The organism is Streptomyces sp. NPDC091387 (genome assembly GCF_044756945.1).
In the GTDB taxonomy this organism is placed as follows: Bacteria; Actinomycetota; Actinomycetes; order Streptomycetales; family Streptomycetaceae; genus Streptomyces.
Genome location: NZ_JBIVTZ010000001.1, coordinates 302,545 through 322,920, shown reverse-complemented (window position 1 = coordinate 322,920; position 20,376 = coordinate 302,545). Strand labels below are relative to the sequence as shown.

Here is a 20,376-nt window from a genome sequence, read left to right as displayed (position 1 = left end):
GGCTCGAATGGAGATCCCATTTTCGATAGGACCAGGCTGCCGGATTGCTCAGCAGGGGAATCTACCCGCCTCCAGCAATCTGGCAGTGAATCCTTTCCATCGCGATCAGCAAATCACGAAATGAAGGAACTATTGACACTCGACCAATAACTGCGAGCTGCCTGGACAATCGGATCATACTCGGCAGATGCCACGACGGCGACCAGCGTAGGGCCCATCAAAGATCCATCCTCGTCACCTCGCGCCACCACAACTACGTTCCCCTTGTATACGTATCCGTGGATCAACCAGTCGTCCAACGACTCGGCGATAGACAGGGTTGTGCGGTCGTGGAGCTCCTCCTCAGTCAGCAACGCCGAGAGTACGGCATCCCTGTCCGAGAACAAGAGACTAAGCCGATCGTCCTCCAGATGCGTCAGGTCACCCAGCCTGGCCATGGCTGTGCCCAGAATGCACGGTTCGGTGTCACCGATCAAATGACTGTCGATGATGAGCTGGAACCGGAACATTCCGCGGCCCTTCAAAGGGGCGACAAGAATTCCGAATCGACCGTCGTCGGTCAAGAACTTCACGTCTAGCCTCTCTTGACCTGAATGGGAACACGACTCATTGGAATCGGAACCGGAGTACCCGACTTCGTCACACCGCTGGTACTGCCACTCCAGTGCCACTTACCGTTGCCGTCATCGAAGTAACGGTAGTACTCGGCACTCTTGCCGGAACCGACCTTAGTCCACCTGGTGCCGTCGACGAGAACGCTCTTGCCGAATTGCTCCCCAGCGTCACCCGGCAGCACTGCCTTCTTCGGAACATACGGGTTCGGGCCACCCGTCGGATCATGGTGCCCCGGGTTCTCATACTCAGGGCATGTGCTGTTGTGAACGAGCACCGGCGTCTTACCCGCGAGTACATAGTACGTGTGCCACCCGGACCCTCTCTATCTGCGTATTCGCAGATCAGCGGCGGTTTCGGGTTCCGCTGGTGTCCGTGGTTGTGCGGGGAAATCCGTGGGTGTTGCCGTCGCTACTGCCGTCAGCGGCTCGGGCCGCACGGGTCGCGTTGCCGCTGCCGTGCTGTCGGCGCGGGGGACTCTACTGCCACGCGCCGGGCTCGGCGCGGACGAGGGCGCGGACAGCATGTTCGTACAGCTCGTGGCCGCTCTGGGCACAGTGTTCGGCGATCCAGCGGGTCAGCTCGTCCGAGGTGTGCAGCGTGCCTGACGTGGCACCGCAGTTGCGCTCTTCGCCGGTGACGCAGACCGCCTCGATGGTCGGCAGCGCCAGGGGGTCGGGGCCGGTGGTCACGTGGTACTCGCGGAAGCGGTAGCGCCCCCGAGCGGCATTGCGTACTGGTGCGCCTGCGTTCGGGGAGTCAGGCACCTTCGGTCGCCTCTTCGTGATCCGTGATGCGCTGTCCGCGTGAGTCCGCGACCCTGAGCGCGTCCGTCAGGGCTTCTGTCAACCGGCGGGCCAGCCAGCGGTATTCGGTCGCCGACAGGCTTTTCGCGCCGGGCGCCGTGGCGTCGCGGGCGTACTCCAGCAGTTCCTGGCCCATGCTGAGCTGTGCCGTCTCGATGCTGTCGGCGAGGGTGGAGAGGTAGCCCCGGCCGTCGGTGCTCAGGTAGCAGGGCTTCCCCTCCGGGCTGGTCCACGGCAGTAAGCGGGGACCTCCCCCGCCCGACGCGGCGTCGTACAGCTCTCTGCGACGCGTGCGGTTGGCATCGCTCCTGGGCTGGCTCACTGGGCACCCCCGGCCTGGGTCACTGATGGTGGACACACTGAACCGTAGGCACTGACTGATCGTCACCCCAGCCAGAAGTCATGGCAGTTCGCGACTCTTGGTTCACGAACTGCCACGCTGCGTGGCAGCTACCCGACTACGCCCAGGTAGTCGGCCATTTCGCGCATCTCTGTCGTGAGGGTGCGCTTGCGCTTGCCGAGGATTTCCTGCATGGTCTCGGCGGCCCCGTTCTGGTGCCGCAGCCATTGCGGGGCGGCTTCCCTGGCACGGGTCAACTCGTCCATGGCGGCGGACAGGTCGCCGGTCCGGGTGTGGGCGCGCGCCACATCGAGGGTGAAGCGGTTCCCGTCGTTGGTGCTGGGCCTGCCCAGACGCTTCCACGCCTTGGGCGACAACTCCTCCTGCTCGCCTGCCCTGCGCACCACCGCGCGGGCGTCGCCAATGACCAGGGAGTCTTCGAGTGCCTTGACCGCGACGGTGACCGGCCCGAAGACGGACCAGTGCCGGGAGACGTTGCGATGCGCTGTCCCAACCGCGGTTGCCGCGACCCGGGCGGCCTGACGGTACTCCTTCGCCTCGTCGGGACGGTTATTCCTCGCGGCTGCGGCGGCGGCCTCCATCGCCAGACCGCCCCACACCGCGTAGTGGTCCGACTCGGCCCCGGTGATCTTCGGCTCCACCGCGTCCATGCTCCGGGCGGCGACCTGTTCCGCCTCGTCCAACCTTCCCTGCCTCACCAGCAGCCAGCACATGCAGCCGACACCGGAGCCCGCCGCAAGCATGTCTCCGGCCTGACGCGCGTCCATGATGGCGCCGCGCACAGCGGCGTACGCGATGTCGTACTGCCGGACCTGGGTGAGGTAGGTGCCGGCCAGACGCAGCGCCTCGGCGCGGGCCAACAGGGCCTGCCGGTGCTCGTCCCCGCTGTCGTAGAAGGCGACAGCTTGTGCGGCATCACGCAGCAGGCCCGGTAGTTGAGCCGCGACGCTCTTGTAGCTGTCGGAGAAGTACAGCACCCGTGCGTCTTGCAGCGTCCGCCGGAAGGTGCGCAGGTTCGGTTCCTCGCCCACGGCTTCGGCTTCCTGGTCCACGAGCCCGACGGCTGGGGTGAGGGCGGCGCGGAGCTGAATCAGGTTGACGCGGTTGGGCTCCTCGCTCCGCCCGACGGGCTCCGGGGCATCGGACGCCATCAAGGCGGCGGTGGTCACCCCCAGCGCTCGGGCGAGCATGTGCAAGGTTTCCATGCGGAGAGTGCCGCCCTGCTCGGCCTTGCGTACGGTGCCCGGTGATACGCCTGCAGCGTGGGCCAGTTCCTCCTGGCTCATCCCCGCGCGGCGTCGGTACTTGCGGACGTTGTCGGCCAGCTCGGTCGTCATCAACTCACCACCTCCCATTCCACGGTACGCCCGGCCGGTACCTCAGCCGGGTGCGATCCGGCAGACGTCCACCCACGGGCGGTAGTTGACCATGTGCCGGTCCGGCACTCCGGCAGGATCGCGGCCTGAGTGGGAGGGGGTCCCTCGTCGGTCGGGCAGCTTTGCCGTGCCAGGGTTCCTCGGGGGCCGCCAAGGCTCACTTCGTGACGCGTGCGCTCGGCCTTGGCGGCCCCCGGGGGTTCCTGGTACGCCTCCGGTGACCGGGCGGCGAGGGACCCCCTCCCGCGACCCCCGAACCCCACACCACGACGAAGCCGCACCCGACCCACATGCCCCACCCCCTCGGAGGGAGGGCCGGGGTCTGGGGCGGAGCCCCTGGAAAGGTTCGTTGTGCTCACTGTTGCGCGCCCGGTCCGGCGGGGTCGTCGGCAAGCGGGGCGGAGACAGGAGCGGGCGGCGGCCCCGAGGGGCCGGGCGCGCGCGGGCCGCGCCAGCGGGCCGCCTTGAACCAGTAAAGAAACTCTGAACAGCTCACCCGCTGACCGAGCACGGACGGCCCCCGCCACCCCGGAACGTGCGTTTCAGTGTCGATGCCTTCGCTTTGGGCGGCGTCGGGCATGGCGCAGACGCTCGGTGCCATCGCGCGTGGGCGCCGCACCATGCTCGGCAAACAGTCCGCCGACGTTGCCGTCACCCATTGCCGTCAACGGCCTGCCAGACACAAGAAGATCAATCTTTCTCCACCCGCTCAAGAATGAGGTCGATTTCAGATTCGATCTCTTGATCCGCCGTTAGGTGAATATGAGAACCTTCATGAACACCTTGCTGAGCAAGGGTCAATAGGTGACGTGCCAGTGAAGTCAATCCGGCGCGATTCGCCTTGATGATCACCTCCGCCGATCTGACCGTCAATTCAATTTCAAAATCATCGTCCCAGACGAAGTGCAGTCCTTCGCCAACCCGGTATTCTGGAACATCGATCACACGATCCATCGCTACTATCACTTCCTGTGGCGACGCAGTGGGGAGCCGTCAAGGTCTCGTTCGACGGCCCCCCGGCCTGCAGGTTCTATTCGAGGTAGATGTGTCGATTTTCTACAACCATTGACTTGCCTGGCTTCCTTGGATTCGGCACCATTCGCTCAAAGTTCATGTGAGGACCACCGCCGTGCTGTCCTGTGATATCCGATTCACCCATCCTGGCAACGCGCGTGCCGTCCTTTGAGACGTATCGCCCACTGCCCTTCACGGGTTCGGAATAGCCGGGCCCAACCCACCTCTCCGCCGCGTCGAGAGCTTCATTCGTTGGCACTCGGGTTCCATCCACCGGATGACCGGCGTCATCGAATTTCCGGTAAGAGGTCCAGGGCCCGCAGTTTGAGTTGTGAACTAGGACCGGAGTCTCGCCCGCCAGCACATAGTACGTGTGCAAGTCGTCGATCGTTAGATTGTAAGTTCGCGCATGACTACCATAGGCGCGATTGTCAGCAACCCTGACGGTGGTACCCCCGGCCGTCAGCAGGGTCATCCCTTCCGTCAACTCGCCAGCAGGCACCCAACCTTTCGCGGACGGCGACCAGAACGGATGCTCATATGTTGCCGTGAGCTTCTTGTCGCCATCAGGCGTCGATACGACAAGTTCGTTGAACCACTTATCATTTTCAGTGACGATGGTACGCGTGACGCGTTCGGCCTTCGTCTCGCCCGTTTCCGGATCCGTAGCGAGTACCTTGTCACCGATTTTGATTTTATCTATGTCTTTTGTTGTGCCATCCGCCATGAGTACGCCCGTGCCGGCCAAAAAGCACTTGGTGCACCCACCACGCAGCCCTGCGCCACGCAACCCTGCGGCCAACACCAAAGCGAATCCAGGGTTCGAACAGATTGGGCATGTGTCGAGCGCAGGTATGTTGTCTACGTGCTGCCAGGATCCGTAGAACTTCCGGAATTCTGCACAACCGTCGACGAAGCTTTGGCTGCATCGCTCCCGAAGATAGAGTTCAACATTTAGCTCGTCGGAAAGCCCTGGGATGTAGGTGTCCCACCCCTTGGCCTGCTTGAGAAGGGTTGTAACGTCTCCCTTTTTTCCAACAAACAGCTTTACGGCTTCAGGTTCCGGGAAACCGTCTGGTGCCCCATCGCCAATATCCGTTATCGTTCCGCTGCTGTCGCCACTGTCCTGACCACAGGTGTAATAGCAGCCGTTCTCACCGGTGCCTCCGCGGACCTTTCCGACGTCTTTGCGCTGCTTGCCCGTGCGTTGCTCGCTGTGGCCAGTGCCGTCATCGAGATACAAGCCGGTGGGATCGGAGAAGGTGGCAGGGTTGTTGTTGCTGTAGGTGTAGCCGTTCATCTGCTGGGGATCGGCCACGTCCAGGACCGGGTCGACCGAGATGAAGCGGCCCAGGTCGGCGTCGTATTCGCGTGCGCCGAGGTGGGTGAGGCCGGTGGTCCTGGTGTCGTCGGTGCCGCCAACAAATCCCTTGGTGCCCGGCCAGGTTGTCGGTGGTGTTGTGCCTCGTTCTCCGCCGAAGGGGAGCGTGCGGCGCTGCGAGATGGCGAGGCTGGACGCCTGGATCGCCAGTTCACCGGTGCCGTGCTGGTCTGCGACGGTGAAGGCGAAAGTGCCGTCGTCGCTGCGGATGGCCATCTGGCCGCCGCCAAGGTCGAAGTAACGTGTGGCCTTTGCCTTGGTGGCGCCGGTGGGAAGGGTGACTTCCGTGTTCCCCAGGTACAGGGTGGTCTCGGTCGGGGTCCGGCCTATGAGCCGGTTGCCGGAGGCGTCGTAGAGGTAGTTGGTGGTCTTGCCGCTCTTGGTGACGCTTGCCAGGTGGCCCTCGGCGTCCCAGGTGAGCGACTGTCCCGGGCGGGTGACCGTGTTTCCGCTTGGGTCGTACGTGTAGGTGTCGGTGCTGGGGCCGGCGGGCCCGGTTGTCGTCCGGGAGGTCAGGCTGTGAGCCTGGGGCGAGCCAGGCGATGGGTAGGAGTAGGTCTCCTTGATGTCCTTTGCAGCGTCACCCGTTACATCGTGCCGGGTCTGTGTGGCACGGTTGCCGGCCTTGTCGTAGGTGAACGTCTGCCAGTACGGGGCGGGGCCCCCGACCGTCGAAGCCGCAGGTGCAGCCGCACAGGTCGTAGTCGGCTGTGCCCAGGCCTCGGTCAGTCGGCCGAGGTAGTCGTACGTGAAGCACTGGTTGTCTGTACCGGTCCGGGACGCGTCCGAGATCGAGCGGATGTCGCCCACCTCGTCGTAGTGGTACGTGGCGTAGCGGTCGGCTCCGGTTTGGTCCTGGCGGTCGACGCGGGAGGTGGCCAGGCGCTGGGTGCCCCACTCGTAGGAGTTGGTGACCTCTGTCTTCTTGCCGCCGGTGGTCAGGCTCATCTGGTACTGCAGCGGCTTGCCGGTCAGGCTGTAGCTGACGCTGGAGGTCATGCCCTCGCCGTAGACCGTCGCAGGGCGGAGTGTCGCGTTGTCGTAGGTGTAGTTGGCGGAACCGCCCGGCAGCGAGCCAGCCGCGGAGTAGCTCACGGTTGCGGTCAGCCCGGAGGGGTGGAACGTGGTCCCGGTCTGGTAGGTGCTCTGGAGAGCACCTTCGGCAGCGGGGATGACGACCGCGGTCCGGGTCGGGCGGTAGAGCTTGTCGTAGGCGGTGACCTTGGAGGTATATGCCTGGCTGTCCACGTATCGGGTGGACTCTGCGAGCTGTCCCTTGGCAAGTGCGACCGTGTCGTAGACCTGCTTGGTCCGCAGGGTTCCGGTGGCAGACTTCTCGCGCACCTCGGTCTGGCGACCGAGGTTGTCGTAGAGGTAAGCCAGTCCAGGAACGTCAGCGCGTGACCCCTTGGTGAACGTCACTTGGCCACGGTCGTCGTAGGTGGTGTTCGTGGTGCCCTGGTCGGGATCGGTCGCGGAGGTGTTGCGGCCGAGCTGGTCGTATGTGTACGTCCAGTGATTTCCGGCGGGGTCGGTGACCTTGTCCAGTTCGTTGCGCGGTGTGTAGTGGTAGGTGGTGCTGTCGTAGGCGGCATCGGCGGACCGAGTGTGGTGCTGACGCAGTTCCGTGGTGTTGCCGCGGGCGTCGCTCAGGGTCGTGGTGGCTGTGCCGCCGACCGGAGGGATGACCGTGGTGCGGTCGCCGCCGTAGATGGTCTTGGTTGTGTTGAGGACTTGGCCTTCACCGCTGTTGCCGGCTACCTGCTGGGTTTGCACAGCGCGGTTCAGTCCGTCGTACGTGGCACGGATCTGGGTCTCGACAGAGAGTGCGTCATTCGGTTTGAAGAGCTGGATGCTGGGCGCGTCCGTTATGTAGTACGGGGCGAACGTCCTGGTGGCGAGGCCGCGTTCGTCGTAGAAGGTGTCCGTGATGATGCTGCCGCTATCGGGCCCGGGTCCCTGGGTCTGGCGGCTTCGCAGGAATCCGTCGAACAGTTCGTAGGACGTGATCTGCCCGCCGGTGTTGTTCAGCGACTTGGATGCGACCGCGACCGGCTTGCCTTCATCGATCGTGTAGACGAACTCCTTGGTGGGAGTTTGACTGTTGCGGCGATCGGCAGCCCAGACCTTGGTTGTCCGTCCCAGCGCGTCGTACGCGTACTCGGTGACGTTGTTGTTCGTGTCGGTCTGCTTGGCGACAAGACCTCGGGCCGGATCGATGCTCGTGGTGCTTACCTGGGCCGTTGTGGCGTCGGACGCCTGGGCCGGGGGTGTGGTCACCTTCGTCTGGGTGGCGAATCCGGTGGCGGGCGTGTACTCGGTTGTGTTGGTGCGACCGTCTGTACGGGCGGTGCGGACAGGGGTGCCGTCGTCCGTGACCGTCACGTTGGCGGTCAGGTCCGTCGCGGTCAGCGGCCTGCCGTATATGTCGAAGGTCACCCCGGCTTCGAGGTAGGTCGCCTTCGTACCGTCATGGCTCTTCAGGGTGGCGGCGGCGGTCACATTTCCCTTCGTGGGGACGGCACCATAGGCGCCGCCGTCATAGACCGAGCGGACGTCGCTCAGGACGTCCTTCTTTCGATCGACGGTTGCGTCACAGGCTTTTGCGACCGTCTCCACGCGGGCCGGCATGCTGAGGATCGCGGCAGTCGCATCGCCCGCGTAGGTGGTACGCGTACATGTGTTGTCCGTCGAGGTCGAGTCGTCGCCGAAGTCGTCGGCCTCGATCACACGGCCCGCGTTAGTGTCGTGCTTGGTAGCCGTTGCGGTGGTGCGCCACTTGACGCCTGCGCCCGCGTCCAGCGACGTCCAGGTCTTGGCGCTGGAGATCCCGGTGAAGTTGGAGGTTACGGTGCCCCAGTCCCGGACCTTCTCCGCGGTCTGGTGGTACCAGGGGCGACTGATGGTCTTGCCGAGAACCTTGCCACCGGGCTTGTCGAAGGTCACCGTCTTGTAGCCGAAGCCTGAAACAGCTTCGTGGTCGGTGATGGCTTCGCCCTCGTCCGCATCAAGTGCGACGGAGACGGACTTGGTACCTCCAGCAGCGTTCTTGCGGTCGCCGTTCATACCACGCAGGAAGTAGCTGTCCTGCTGGGTCTTCATCTCACCGGCGCCACCCTGCCCACCGGTCCTGACCCTGACCTGGCCGTAGCCACGCCATTGGGACCAAGTCTTCTCCTTCTCCTTGGTCAGCCCGTCGTCATCGTCGTAATGCCAAGCAGCATCGCCGATGTAGTCGTATTGGGTGACTTGGTCAGGAGACTTCCCCGTACGGTCCGTCCTGGTCACCGAATGGGTGACGTACTTGTTGAACCACTGCAGATCCGCGTCATCGGTGCTGTCACCACCGATGTACTGCGGGAAGCACCTCGTCGTATTCGTCTCAGGAGTCGGCAGATCGCTCCAGTTGCACGTCGCCTCGGTGTAGTTGGCACCGACCTCGCCACCCGACTCATCGGAGATCGTGAAGAGGCGGTCCTTGACGAAGGGGGCGTAGCCGTCCCCGATCTTGTCGAGGCGGTTTTGAAGCTGTGTATAGGTGAACGTGGTCTTCGGTAGCGTGATGGCCGGCGTTGCCGATTCACCGGTGTGCTGGATGCTGTCCAGCAGAAGCTGGTAGTCGACATCCGCTGTGCCCCAGTGGTGTTCGAACTTCCAGGAGTCGACCTTGCCGTAGGTCCCGTCCGCCTTGAGTACCTGAGTTGTGATGCCGGTCAGCCGCTTGCGGGTCCAGAAAGACGGGGAAAGCCGTCCGTTGTCGCAGCTGGTGGTTGCCTTGCAGTTCAGGTCCCACGGTGTGTCGTACCAGTAGGCGGACTTGGAGTCGATCGTGTCGGACTCACAGCTCACACCCGTCTGGGGCAGGCACCGTTCCCGGTTGTCGAATGTCACCTGTGCCAGCGGCTTCGGGGTGTAGGTGTTGGTGTTCCTCATCCCGTAGTCAATGCGCTTGAGGTAGCCGCCACGGTCGTACTGTGTGTCGTCGTCGGCCTTGAGGTTACGGCCGTAGGAGTTCTTCTCCTTGCCGTAGTGGTAGGTCATGGTGTTGCCGTGGGTGTCGATGACCATATCGAGATTCCACCGCCAGCCCTGCTGGCACCAGGATTCCGCGAACGTCGCACCATGGCACTTCTCGCCGCTGTCGTTCCCGAAGACAGGGACCGTCCAGGCCGAGTCCGTGGTTGCCGCGCCTTCGGTCCAGCCCGTGGGCCGGTTGTAGCCGAAGTAGTACCGGGTTCCGTCCGGGGTGGTCACCCGCCAGTACTCACCGTCGTCATCACCATTGCCACGCTCGGTGCTGAAGAGACGAGCGATCTTCGTGCCGTTGTCATTCTTGAGCTTGAACGTGTTGGCACCGGCCTGTACCAGTTCGCCACTTGAGCCGTTGAACGAGATGTACGCGTTGTCGTATGCCCAGCACAGGTCGCCGGGCTTGCTGCCGTCGGCGTTCTTCACACCGTCATCCGCGCAGGGCTTGTAGCGGCGCTCGATGGAACCCGGCCACAGGTCGAACCCGTCACCGACCCAGGAGCCTTGGTTGTTCGTCCCTCCGGTACGCCCGTCGATGGCACCCGAAGAGTAGGAGAGGCCGACGCTCGGCTTCAGGCCACCGGGTACTTCGGGGGCCTGGAAGTCATAGGACCAATTGAAGTCACCCGAGTTGAGGCTGGTGCTCCACGTGGAGGAGGGCGAGAGAGAGGTGGCCTTGTAGTCGCCCTTGTCCCCCTCTGCTGCTGCCGTTGCCGCCAGGACCGTAGGCGCGTCGGCTTGAAGTTCGACGGCGCTGGCGGTCAGCGTCTCCTGAGCGGTGTCGTTAACGTCAGCGACCGGCTTCCCGTCGCGGCACTTTTCCATCTCGGGGGTTGTCAGCGCACAGGCCGGCAGTTCGACCAGGTGCATGCGGGACGCGTATGAGCCGCCGAAGGACTGAGCGAAGGAGGAGTAGTCGACGGAGACATCGACCGGTGCTTCGGCTTTGCCGGCGGAATCTGCGGCCTTCGGGGCGAGAGTGAAGAGCAATCCCTTCACCCCTGCACGCTTGGCGTGCTGGGAATCGAGTATTCGCGAAGTGACACCATTCAGAGCAAGCATCTCGCTCGCTCCGCTGCTCTTCGCCGCGCTCTTGCCCGCCGCACGCGCAATGCCGATCGGCTGCCCCTTGAGCGAGGCGAACCGATTTGCGCCCTTGGCGCCCTGAGCCGGAAGCGCTGTGGTGACCTCGGTAGGCTGCGGCAGCGTGAGGCGAGGGATAGCTGCCGGGACGCGCGATCCCTTGTGCTGCGCCCGCGGCTTGACCTTCGCATTCTTGCTACCCGCGACAGGCTTCTCCGATGCGGGCAGACCGGGCAGCCCTGCTGCCGCAGCCGCGACGGGGGCCGCCACCCCCTGCAGCAGGGACGCGATGAGGACGGTGGATAGCGCGAGTGACGTTCTGCGGAGCAACCGTGCCCCAGGAGTGGCCTTCATACGTGACGTGTCCATCACTGTCGGGCGCTTGACCACTCATGTGAGCCAAACGCAGAGAATGAAGCAAAGAAACGAAAGGAAATGCTCGTGTCGGGTGTGCGGACCCCTCGGCGGGTCCGCACACCCGACACGTATGGATCAGCTGCGGTTGCCGCTGGGGACCTCAGTGGGGATATCGAAGAAGGAACCGGCCAGCTGCTGGACCTGGCTGTCGTCCAGCGCCCCCTGGAACGCCCACACGTCGTCCACTGAACCGGCGAAGTAGGTGCCGGACGCATCGCCCTTGGCTCGACCGATCTGCAGTGACTTCGAAGCCTTGAAGCTGAGCGCGTCATCGGCCCAGGACGCGAGATCCTTGCAGGCGGGATCATCCGGCTGCTCGTCACCGTCCGCGTCACCGCAAGCGGCATCCTGGAGATGGCCGTTGACGTAGAGACGGATCTCCTTCGCGAACCCGTCGTAGACCACCGCGAGATGGTTCCAGGTGGCGACATCGTTGAACTCGGTGTTGCCCACCGTGGCCACCGTGACTCCCGTGGCCGCGTCCTTGTTGGGAAGGGACAGCTCCCATCGCCCCAGCCCCTGAGGATCTGCTGGATCGGGCTGGAAGCGGACTTCGAACGCGCTGCGGTTGGTGCCCTCGGCGCTCATGACCGCCATGTCGTGGTCGGGCGTGGCAGCCGCCCGGGCCCAGGCAGTCACGGTGAAGCTCGCACTCGTGTCAACCGGCATCGTCGAGGTCGTCGCGTAGGCGCCCACACCATCGAGGTCAAGACCGTTCATGTCGATCTGGCCCGGCCCCAACTGCGTATTCCCGTACAGGCTCATGGGACGGTGTTCCGGGGTGGCATCGGCTACGGTCGGAGGTGTGCCGCTGGTGGTCTCCTCGAACTGCCAGCGTCCCTTGATCACCGGACTCTGCCGGAACAACTGCTGCACTTCCTCGGCCGACACCGGTCGGTCATAGAGACGAACGTCGTCGATGGAGCCGGGGAAGTTGTTTCCGATACTGTCGCTGTAGCTGCCCGCTCCGATGAACATCGACTGGTCCGCGTTGAAGGCACCGTGGAGGACCGTTGTTCCCACAAGTGCACCGTTGACGTACAGAGTGAGCGTGTCGGCGACTGTGTCGTGCACTCCGACCAGGTGCGTCCACTCCCCCGTACGGGCTGTGCTGCCCTCCGGTTGAACTGCCCGGATGACACTGGCGTCCACCGTGTCCGACTCGTACTGGTTGAAGGCCCACCGGTTGAAGGACGAGGAGTAGTACAGCTCGAAGCCGGGCCGTTCATGCCCGGCCTGGGCGGCGATGATCGCCGCCTGGTTCGGCTTGGAGTCGAGCTTCGCCCACGCCGACACGGTGAAGCTGCGCTGGGTGTTGACGTGCGGGCCGCTCGTCCGCCCGACCCGTGCGTAGCCGTTGGCCGTACCGTCGAAGTGAGCCGCGGTGCCCGAGACACCGGAGACACCGGTGGTGACACCACCCTTGAAAACCGCCGGAAGGACTCCGGCGCGCCCCTTGATCACTGCGGTGTCAGTGGTTCCGTCATCTTCAACGGCATCGTCCATGGAGAAGGTCGTGCGGGCCGGCGAACCTGGATCGCCGACAACGGCGTGGGTGTGGAGCCGTGTCACCTCGGACGCCGTGACGCCCCGGTCGAACAGCTGGACGTCATCGATCGCGCCTGGGAAGAAGTTGTCGGTGAGCCCGCTGTAGGAGCCGGCACCGAGAATCAGCCCCCGGCGCGCGTTCCACGCGGAGGGCAGAGCCGTCTGCCCGACCATTTGGCCATCCACATACAACTCAATGCGCATAGCCGTCTCGTTGTAGAGGCCCACCAGGTGCGTCCACTTGCCGACCTGCACGCCTCCGGCAGCGGGCGCCATCACGCGGGTCAGGCCGGCACCCTCCGTGTCCGCAGCATATTGGTTGAACACCCACCGCCCGTACGAGGCGGAGTAGTACAGCTCGAACCCCGGGCTCTTGTTGCCCGGCTGAGCGGCGATGATCGCGGCCTTGGTCGGCAGCTGGGACAGCTTCACCCAAGCCGATACGGCGAAGCCGTGATCGGTGTCGAGCACCGGCACACCGGTCTCGGCGTAGTCGTCCACACCGTCGAACTCGATGGCCTCACCCTGCACGCCTGTCACTCCACGCGTCGGACCGCCGTGCAGGGCTGCGGTGCGCTCGGGTGTCGAACCGGCCGCCTGCGTCGCACCACTGCTCTCATCGAACTGCCAACTGGCTCGCTCAGGCTGCCCGGCACTCACCTTGAAGTAGTAGGTGAAGGGCGCACTGACATTTCCCGCCGCGTCCAGTGCCTGGGCCGTAACAGAGTTCAAGCCCACCTTCGGCGGCAGAATCTTGATCGACTTCGCGGCGCCGGCTGATGTCGTCAGGGTGTTCTTCGACGAAGGATCGGTGTTGATGCCGTACCAGTACTTGGTCACATCGGTCTTCGCGCCCTTGATCTGAAACGTCCCATACTTTCCTACGCCATCGAACCAAGGGTCGTTGTCTCCCATGCCATCCGTCGACCTCGGGTAGTCGGTGGATGTGATCGTGGGGGTGGCGGGAGCATCCGGGTCATAGGTGAAGTAGCAACCGGTCGCGCTGCCCGCATGGGACCAGGGTGAATACTGGGAACCGTCGTACGTGCGCACATACCAGTTGATCTCCTGATTCTTCGGCAGTACGGACGCCGGAAGAGAGATATGGAACTGATCGCCCGACGCCTTGTAGCTGGTCATGGCAGGCTTCCACCATGTGGTGTTGCCGTTGCCGTTGCCTCCCCAGCCCGCCTGGAACTGGACTGCGACCTTGTCGCCGTCGGGGTCCGTAACATTATTGGCGTAGATCTTGCCCAGGTCTCTCACGTGAGGCGGCGAAGCGTCGTATTTTTTGCAGGCGCCGCCGTACTCCATCTTCAGCTGCGACATCTTGACCTGGTTGGGCGGCAGGTTGTATTTCACCCGCAGGTGGGCCTTGTCCGAGAACCGCTTCCACGCGTTCCCGTCCGTCTCACTGCCGGCGCGCAGCCCGAAGGTCATCGTGGACCACTTGCCGTTCGCCGCCTCCTGCACGGCCGACTTCACGTCGAACTCCGCGTCCTTCGCCGCACAGCCGTCGTACCCGTACGCGAAGGACTGGGCCTTCAGCATCTTGATCCAGAAGCCCGAAGCGTTCTGGGAGTTCCAGGTCGTGGAGTTCGAGATGTCCTTGGTTCGCCACAGCTCGACACTCCGCGCAGAGCACGAGGCGGACCAGGTGTTCCGGACCACGAACTCCGCGGAGAGGATCGTCTTGCCCGCGAACTTCGAGGTGGGAATCCGGTAGAAGAGCCGCTTGGTGTCATACGGCGCGCAGTAACTCCAGTTGCAGTAACCCATGCCTGCTGTCGACTCGCCGTTGAACTTCCACTGCGGTGAGGACGCCCAGTACTTGGAAGCCATCGTCCACGCTGTGCGAAGTGGCGAGTCGAAGTGCGGATCGATGAAGACCGGATACGTGGTGTCTTCGCCGCGCAGAACGTCCGGGTCAGGTGTCAGCACCAGTTCGTCGCCGTCGGCGGGAATGTCCACGCCGACCTCGGCCAGCTTGCCCGACTCGGTGGCCGCCGGTTCGCCGTCCTCGGGGGACGCCACTGCGGCCGCTCGTGAGGTGACGCCTTCGGGCGGAGCGTCGGCAGCCGTGCTGGAATCCCACATCATCGGCGTCGGCGCTTCGAAGATCGTTCCTTTGGCGCCCTTGTCCACTGCCTGGAGGCCACCCTCATCAGTGCGGACAACATCCATGCCCTCGGCCGACAGCTTCAGACGAAGCTCGGACAGCTTGGGGTTCGCCGCCGCCTCGGCGGAGTTGACCACCAGGAGCTGTGTGTATCCGGTCTCCTGCGCCTCCATCCGCAGGTCGACGCCCGGCAGCACGTCCGGGTACGTCGCGGTCGCTCTGTCAAGGACCGGTTTCGGCAACGCATCCGGCCATGTCAGCGCAAGCTCACGGCCCGCTTTGGTCATCTGTACCAGCGGAGCACCGCCGCCACCGGAGAACTCAAGCCCCACGGCAGCCACCTTCGGAGCTACCGCGCCATCGGCATCGACGGCCAAGTCCGTGTCAATGGGCTTCCATTGCCCATCGACACGGGCACGGACAGGGCGGAGGTACTCGCGTGCTTCCAGGTTTCCGTCGGCCGTCGCGTAGACGTCACTGGACTCCCCGCGCATGGACGTCACCTCGACAGACCTGCCCGTATGCCGAGCCTCAGCGCGCGCAGCGGCAGCGCTCGCCTCACCCGTGGAGGAGTCGCTGCCTTCCTGAGTAACAGCACTTGCCTCGAACTTCGTTGCGGGAGCCGCCACGGCAACCGCCGGAGCAAGTGCGGCGACCACAGCCAGGCTCAAGGCCCCCGACAACAAACCGGCACCACCGCGCGTTCGTATGCGCGCCCACATATCCCCACCCCAGAGAAGTCACATTGTGAAAATTCCCTGAAGACGGGAACTGGGCAAAACCTTAGACAGGAAGGGCACAGGTCAACAGGAGGAAGAACCTTGGACTCAGGGGCCAAATCACCCATCTCACCCGTGTTCTGCATCACAGTTGTACTGAGGCATGTACATGTTCTAGGAAAGATTTGACCTACCAATTGCCAAGTGGCGTCTGACTACGAGGCAGCCAACACCTCGTCCGGGAAGGCCAGTTCCGCTACATCAACGAGCGGGCCAAAGACCACCAGGCCACCGGGGATCCGGTGGTCGGTGTCGACACGAAGAAGAAGGAACTCGTCGGCAACTACAAGAATGCCGGCGGTGAGTGGCACCGCGAGGGCCAACCGGTCCGGGTACGGACGCACTTCCCGGACCCGGAGCTGGGCAAGGCCATCCCGTACGGGATCCACGATGGCCGCGAACACCGGATGGGTCAGCGTCGGCACCAACCACGACACCGCCGCATTTGCCGTGGAGTCCATCCGCCGCTGGTGGAACAGCCAAGGACGCAGCGCCTATTGATCCGAAACGCTTTGGGTTCAGGCTCGTTGATGGTGTGTGAGTGATCTGGTGGGGGATGCGCGGACTTGGTCGCCGGACGCGCAGGAGGCTGTGCGGTTGCTGGCGGTGTCGGCGCTGGTGGAGGGCCGGGACCGGGTGGAGGTTGCCGCTCTGTTCAGGGTGTCGGTCAGGGCCGTGGACAACTGGTGGGCGAGGCGGCAGGCCGACGGGCGGGACGCGCTGCTGTCCCGGCCGCGGGGCCGGCGCGTGGGTGAGCATCAGGTTCTGTCCGAGGCCGAGCAGGCCGCCGTGCGGCAGGCTGTCCTCGATCACACGCCGTCCGGCCTGGGGCTTTCGGGCCAGCTGTGGACGCGGGGGCAGATAGGCCGGCTGATCTTCAAGCTGTACGGAGTCCGCTTCACCGATCCCGGGGTCGGCAAGTACCTCAAGCGCTGGGGACTGACCTTCCAGCGGCCCGACAAGCGGGCCGTCGAGCAGGATCCGGAAGCGGTCCGGACGTGGCACGAGGAGACCTTGCCGGCTATCCGGGCCCGGGCGAAGGCCGATGACGGCGAGATCCTGTTCGCCGACCAGGTCGGGATCCGCTCGGACCAGGTCACCGGCCGCACCTGGGGTATGAAGGGGGAGGAACCGGTGGTTCGCCGCACCGGGAACCGGTTCTCCGTGAACGCGATGTCCGCGATCAGCACCAAGGGCCGGATGCACTTCATGGTCTTCACGAGTCGTTCGACGCGACGGTCATGTGCCGCTTCCTTGCCCGCATCGTCGGTCACTTCGACCGGAAGGTCCACCTGATCGTCGACCGGCACTCGGCCCACCGCTCGAAGACCGTCCGAGCCTGGCTCGCCGACCACCAGGACGAGATCGAACTGCACTTCCTGCCCTCGTACTCACCCGAGCTCAACCCGGACGAGCTCGTCAACGCCGACCTCAAACGCAGCCTGACGCACACCCACCGGGCCAGGAACCGGACCGAACTCGCCGCCGAGACCCGCAGGTTCTTCCACCGCCTGCAACGCCAACCCCACGCCATCACCGGCTACTTCAAAGCCCCGCACGTCCGCTGCACCCTCGACGAGTGAACCCAATGAGTTTCTGATCAATATGCGGAGCTGTGGTGCAGGTGCTCGACCGCCACGCCGAGCCACGGGGCGGCTGGGCCGCTCAGGAGCAGGGGCGCGCACGTGCTGTACGAGAGCACGACGGCGGGCGGTTCATTGGCGACTCCGGTCAGGAGGACGTGGTCGAACGGCATCCACTCACGAGCCCCCACCGGGAGGAGCCGTACGCCAGCCGACGTGAGCACCACTCGGGCAGCGGTGTGATCGCGCCACTGCGGACGGGCGGCGTCCTCCGCTTCCTGACGCCGACGGGAGTCGAGACGACCGTTGCTCACCCACCGCCGGCCGAAGGTCGGGTGGTCCTCGAAGTAGCCACTCGCAGGGGTCGGGTAGTCGACCCCTGTCCCGTAGAAGCGGGCGGCGGAGCACGCCACGTCCGCGAAGGCGACCTCATCAACCACAAGGGCAAGACCATCCGCCTGGACTGGCACAAGACTGCCCCCGCCCTGGAGGTGAACCGCGAGGGCGGACGCTGCCTGTACGGCATCGGCACGGGCGGCGTCCTCAGCCCGGTCGCGTCGGCGAGACCACATCGTCGTTCCTTCCTGATCAAGCTGACCGGCCGGGGCCTGTACGGCGCGAGCCACACAGGCCCCGAGCCCGTCATGAGATGACATCACCAGAGGGCGCTGGAGGCAGCGGCGGGTGTCCTTGCCCCCTCGGCGTCCTCTTCCTTCAGCCGGGCCAGCAGCACACCAAGCCGGTCGTTGCTGATCGCCTGATGCTTGCGGACGGCGTCCCCTACAACCTCGCGACTGGTCCGTCCGGCTCGCTCGGCAGCCGATCGCGCAATCGGCAGCAGCTCGGCCAACCAGTCGTCATCTGCCTCCCGGTCCTGTGGGCATTCCGCGTCGTCCGGGACGGACGGCGTCTCTCCGTCCGCCGAGGTGCGGACCGCCGTGGGCGCGGAGGATTCCGTGTCCTCCGGAAGTGCTGTGGTCGGCGCGTGGCCCGTAGGTCCACCGTCCGGTCCGTCCGCGCTCTTGCCCTCCGCCTCTTCTTCGTCCGCTTCGGCGGACGGATGGGTTGCGGTGTTCTCCGTACGTTCTTCTTCTGCGGGCGGGGGCTCGGCTTTCCGCAGGTCAACTGCTGCTGCGGCGGCGTCCTGCGGCGCGGACGGACCGTTTGTCAACGGCAGTGGAGGCATCGGCGCCGGTGCTTCCAGCGGACGAGGGCGCTGCTGGACAGCGACGCGTTCGAGCGTCGGAGACGTCTCGCGGACCGGTCCGGGACCGGAGTCAGCCCCGTCCGGGACCGCCCGCTCCGCCGTCCGCGCCATCAAAATGTAGAGGTGGACCGATCCCGCCAGCGCGAGGGGCGCGAGCATCGACAGCACACCCACGACGCTGTCCGTGAGGTGCAGCGCGGACCGTCCGGCCTGCGGAGAATCGTTCAGCGTGATGGCGTGCAGAGCGTTCGCGCCGAGGCTCGCCCCGGTCGCCGCGAGGAACAAGAACCAGGCGTAGAGCCGCGCGGCGAACCGCTGGTGCCTAAGAAGCACGATCGCCCGCACGCCGTAGGCAATGAACCCGTCGATGAACACCGGGAACAGGTAGGACAAGGTCTCCCTGGCGTGGATCGCGAGGGCGATCTGACGCAGTGCGTCGTACGAGAAGGCGAAGCCGGCCGCGCCGAGCAGGATGATCGCACTGCGGTCCCAGGCCGTCATTCCGCGAAGGCTGTAGCTCTCCTGCCGTTCGGTTCCGGCCGCCATGTCTATGTGCGTGTGTGACATCAGTGGTTCCCCCCGTCGCGCGGGCTGATGTCCTGCCAGGCCGGGGTCTGCGAGAGGAGCTGTCCGAGCTGTTCCAACGAGGTGACCTCGTGCACGTGCTGACTTGGGCAGCTCACGGACGACACCCGCAGCGAGATTCGTTCTGTGCCGCCCTGATCGGTGTAGTACAGCTCCAGGTGCTGGCCCCCGGTCGTGTCGAGCGACGCGAAAGCTTGCAGGTGTTCTTCGAAGCTGAGAAGTCCCAGCACCTCCCAGTCGAGCGTGACTGCGGCGGCCCCCAGGAGGGTGCGTGCGTATTTGGACGCTGCGGTGATCGACCTCGGGCCCCAGGAGCGGAACGCGGCCTCCCGAGCGGTCTTACGCCGCTCCTCTGCGGTCGTGAGGTGCTTGGCCGCAGCGAACATGATCGGGTGACTCATCGGGGGCCTTCCAGAAGATCGGTGGTGCGAGGTGCGGTGCCGTCGCCGGGCTCATTGGCGAGGCGAAGGAGAACGTCCGCGTGGCACGGAGCGTCAAGGGGACATGTGCACATCAGGTCGAGCCCGCGCAGCGCTCGGGCGAAGCGAGCGGCGTAGTGGCGTCCGACCGGGCCCCGGAGCGTGGCGGTGAAGAGGTCTACCGACTCAGCAGCGTCCATCGGGGGACCGAGCGGGGACCGAGCCCCGACTGTGAACGGGTTGGCGTACCGGCTGCTCGGTCCGACGTATGCAGAGGCTGTGGAAAGCGTTGTGGCGTCGTGGAACGCGCCGCGAAGGCGGACGGGCATCACGCCGCCCTCCCGCCGCGGCGCCGGTCAGCGCCGATCATCGGCACAAGGGTCGTGACCATCTCGGCCAGACGGCTCGCCACGCGGGCCCCGACGAAGTCGGTCAGGTCAGGCCCGGTCTCATCGCGGGCGGGCAGGTTGGAGGTGATGATCGTCGGCAAGCAGTGGTTGTACCTGTAGTTGATCAGTCGGTACGTGACCTCCTCGGTCCATTCCGAGGTCTTCGCCGTACCGAGATCATCGAGGAGTAGATACTGAACCCTGCTGAGCCGTTGCAGCTCGTGTTCAGCGGCGCCCATGACCTGTGACGGGCGCAGGTTGCCGTACATGTCCGCAGAGTTCACGGCGATCAGCTCGAACCGGTCCGGCCCGCCGGCCGCGATCCTTCGCAAGGCCCCGTATGCCTGATGCGTCTTGCCCGTCCCCGTGAGGCCGGTGAGGAGCAGAGCGCCAGCCCCGGCGTTGTTCGTGAGTGCCCGGTCGGCCCAGCCGATGACCTCCGGCAGCGTGGCCTCCGCGTCACGGAACCGGGGAGGGGTGGCGCTCTGCCAGCGGCTCAGGGCGTAGTCGGCCCGAGCCCGAGAGTGCCACTCGCGATCTCCGGGGTTCTCTTCCGATGCTTCGTCGGCGGGGTCGGCATCCGGCACGGCCTGAAGTCCTTTCGCAGCGAGTATTCGTTCCATTGCGCGCATCGACCTGGCGCTGCCCGCGCGTTCCGGCTCAGCCAT

The 20,376-nt window shown here is 64.9% G+C and carries 12 protein-coding genes and 2 pseudogenes; 2 read left to right on the top strand and 12 right to left on the bottom strand.

Going from position 1 to position 20,376, the window contains the following annotated elements; translation table 11 throughout:
• Nucleotides 1-113: 113 nt before the first annotated feature.
• The 7 genes from ACIQM0_RS01620 to ACIQM0_RS01590 all read right to left on the bottom strand — a co-directional run bounded on the left by ACIQM0_RS01620 (nucleotide 114) and on the right by ACIQM0_RS01590 (nucleotide 15,240).
• On the bottom strand, nucleotides 114-572 hold the full coding sequence (locus ACIQM0_RS01620; protein ID WP_401282344.1) for a hypothetical protein: 459 nt from the start codon (nucleotides 570-572) through the stop codon (nucleotides 114-116).
• A gap of 519 nt (nucleotides 573-1,091) precedes the next feature.
• Nucleotides 1,092-1,379 carry a hypothetical protein gene (locus tag ACIQM0_RS01615; RefSeq protein ID WP_401282341.1) on the bottom strand — a complete coding sequence of 96 codons (288 nt, stop codon included), beginning with the start codon at nucleotides 1,377-1,379 and terminating at the stop codon, nucleotides 1,092-1,094.
• Complete coding sequence (locus ACIQM0_RS01610) at nucleotides 1,372-1,740, bottom strand: hypothetical protein (protein ID WP_401282338.1); 369 nt, start codon at nucleotides 1,738-1,740, stop codon at nucleotides 1,372-1,374. Before ACIQM0_RS01610 ends, ACIQM0_RS01615 begins: the two co-directional genes overlap by 8 nt.
• 128 nt (nucleotides 1,741-1,868) lie before the next feature.
• Complete coding sequence (locus ACIQM0_RS01605; protein WP_401282335.1) at nucleotides 1,869-3,116, bottom strand: helix-turn-helix domain-containing protein; 1,248 nt, start codon at nucleotides 3,114-3,116, stop codon at nucleotides 1,869-1,871.
• Nucleotides 3,117-3,845: 729 nt separating this feature from the next.
• Nucleotides 3,846-4,109: a hypothetical protein gene (locus ACIQM0_RS01600; RefSeq protein WP_401282332.1), complete on the bottom strand. Its 264-nt coding sequence runs from the start codon at nucleotides 4,107-4,109 to the stop codon at nucleotides 3,846-3,848.
• A 76-nt stretch (nucleotides 4,110-4,185) separates the two neighbouring features.
• Entirely contained in the window at nucleotides 4,186-11,016 is a 6,831-nt protein-coding gene (locus ACIQM0_RS01595) for a polymorphic toxin-type HINT domain-containing protein (RefSeq protein WP_401282329.1), read from the bottom strand.
• Between the two features lie 138 nt (nucleotides 11,017-11,154).
• A complete protein-coding gene (locus tag ACIQM0_RS01590; RefSeq protein WP_401282326.1) occupies nucleotides 11,155-15,240 on the bottom strand; it encodes a LamG-like jellyroll fold domain-containing protein in 4,086 nt (1,361 codons plus the stop codon).
• 440 nt (nucleotides 15,241-15,680) lie between these two features.
• Between ACIQM0_RS01590 and ACIQM0_RS01585 the strand changes: the two are divergent.
• Nucleotides 15,681-16,023: pseudogene (locus tag ACIQM0_RS01585) on the top strand (ISAzo13 family transposase); the annotation flags it as partial.
• 39 nt (nucleotides 16,024-16,062) lie between these two features.
• Nucleotides 16,063-17,108, top strand: a pseudogene (locus tag ACIQM0_RS01580) (IS630 family transposase).
• Between the two features lie 17 nt (nucleotides 17,109-17,125).
• On the opposite strand, the gene ACIQM0_RS01575 reads toward ACIQM0_RS01580, so the two are convergent.
• The 5 genes from ACIQM0_RS01575 to ACIQM0_RS01555 all read right to left on the bottom strand — a co-directional run bounded on the left by ACIQM0_RS01575 (nucleotide 17,126) and on the right by ACIQM0_RS01555 (nucleotide 20,376).
• Entirely contained in the window at nucleotides 17,126-17,548 is a 423-nt protein-coding gene (locus ACIQM0_RS01575; RefSeq protein WP_401282323.1) for a hypothetical protein, read from the bottom strand.
• Between the two features lie 215 nt (nucleotides 17,549-17,763).
• Complete coding sequence (locus ACIQM0_RS01570) at nucleotides 17,764-18,882, bottom strand: DUF2637 domain-containing protein (protein WP_401282320.1); 1,119 nt, start codon at nucleotides 18,880-18,882, stop codon at nucleotides 17,764-17,766.
• Nucleotides 18,882-19,301, bottom strand: a complete 420-nt coding sequence (locus tag ACIQM0_RS01565) for a DUF6195 family protein (RefSeq protein WP_401282318.1) — start codon at nucleotides 19,299-19,301, stop codon at nucleotides 18,882-18,884. The genes ACIQM0_RS01570 and ACIQM0_RS01565 overlap by 1 nt, the downstream gene beginning before the upstream one ends.
• Nucleotides 19,298-19,648, bottom strand: coding sequence for a DUF4326 domain-containing protein (locus ACIQM0_RS01560; RefSeq protein WP_401282315.1), 351 nt, complete (start codon nucleotides 19,646-19,648; stop codon nucleotides 19,298-19,300). Before ACIQM0_RS01560 ends, ACIQM0_RS01565 begins: the two co-directional genes overlap by 4 nt.
• Complete coding sequence (locus tag ACIQM0_RS01555) at nucleotides 19,648-20,376, bottom strand: ATP-binding protein (protein ID WP_401282312.1); 729 nt, start codon at nucleotides 20,374-20,376, stop codon at nucleotides 19,648-19,650. Before ACIQM0_RS01555 ends, ACIQM0_RS01560 begins: the two co-directional genes overlap by 1 nt.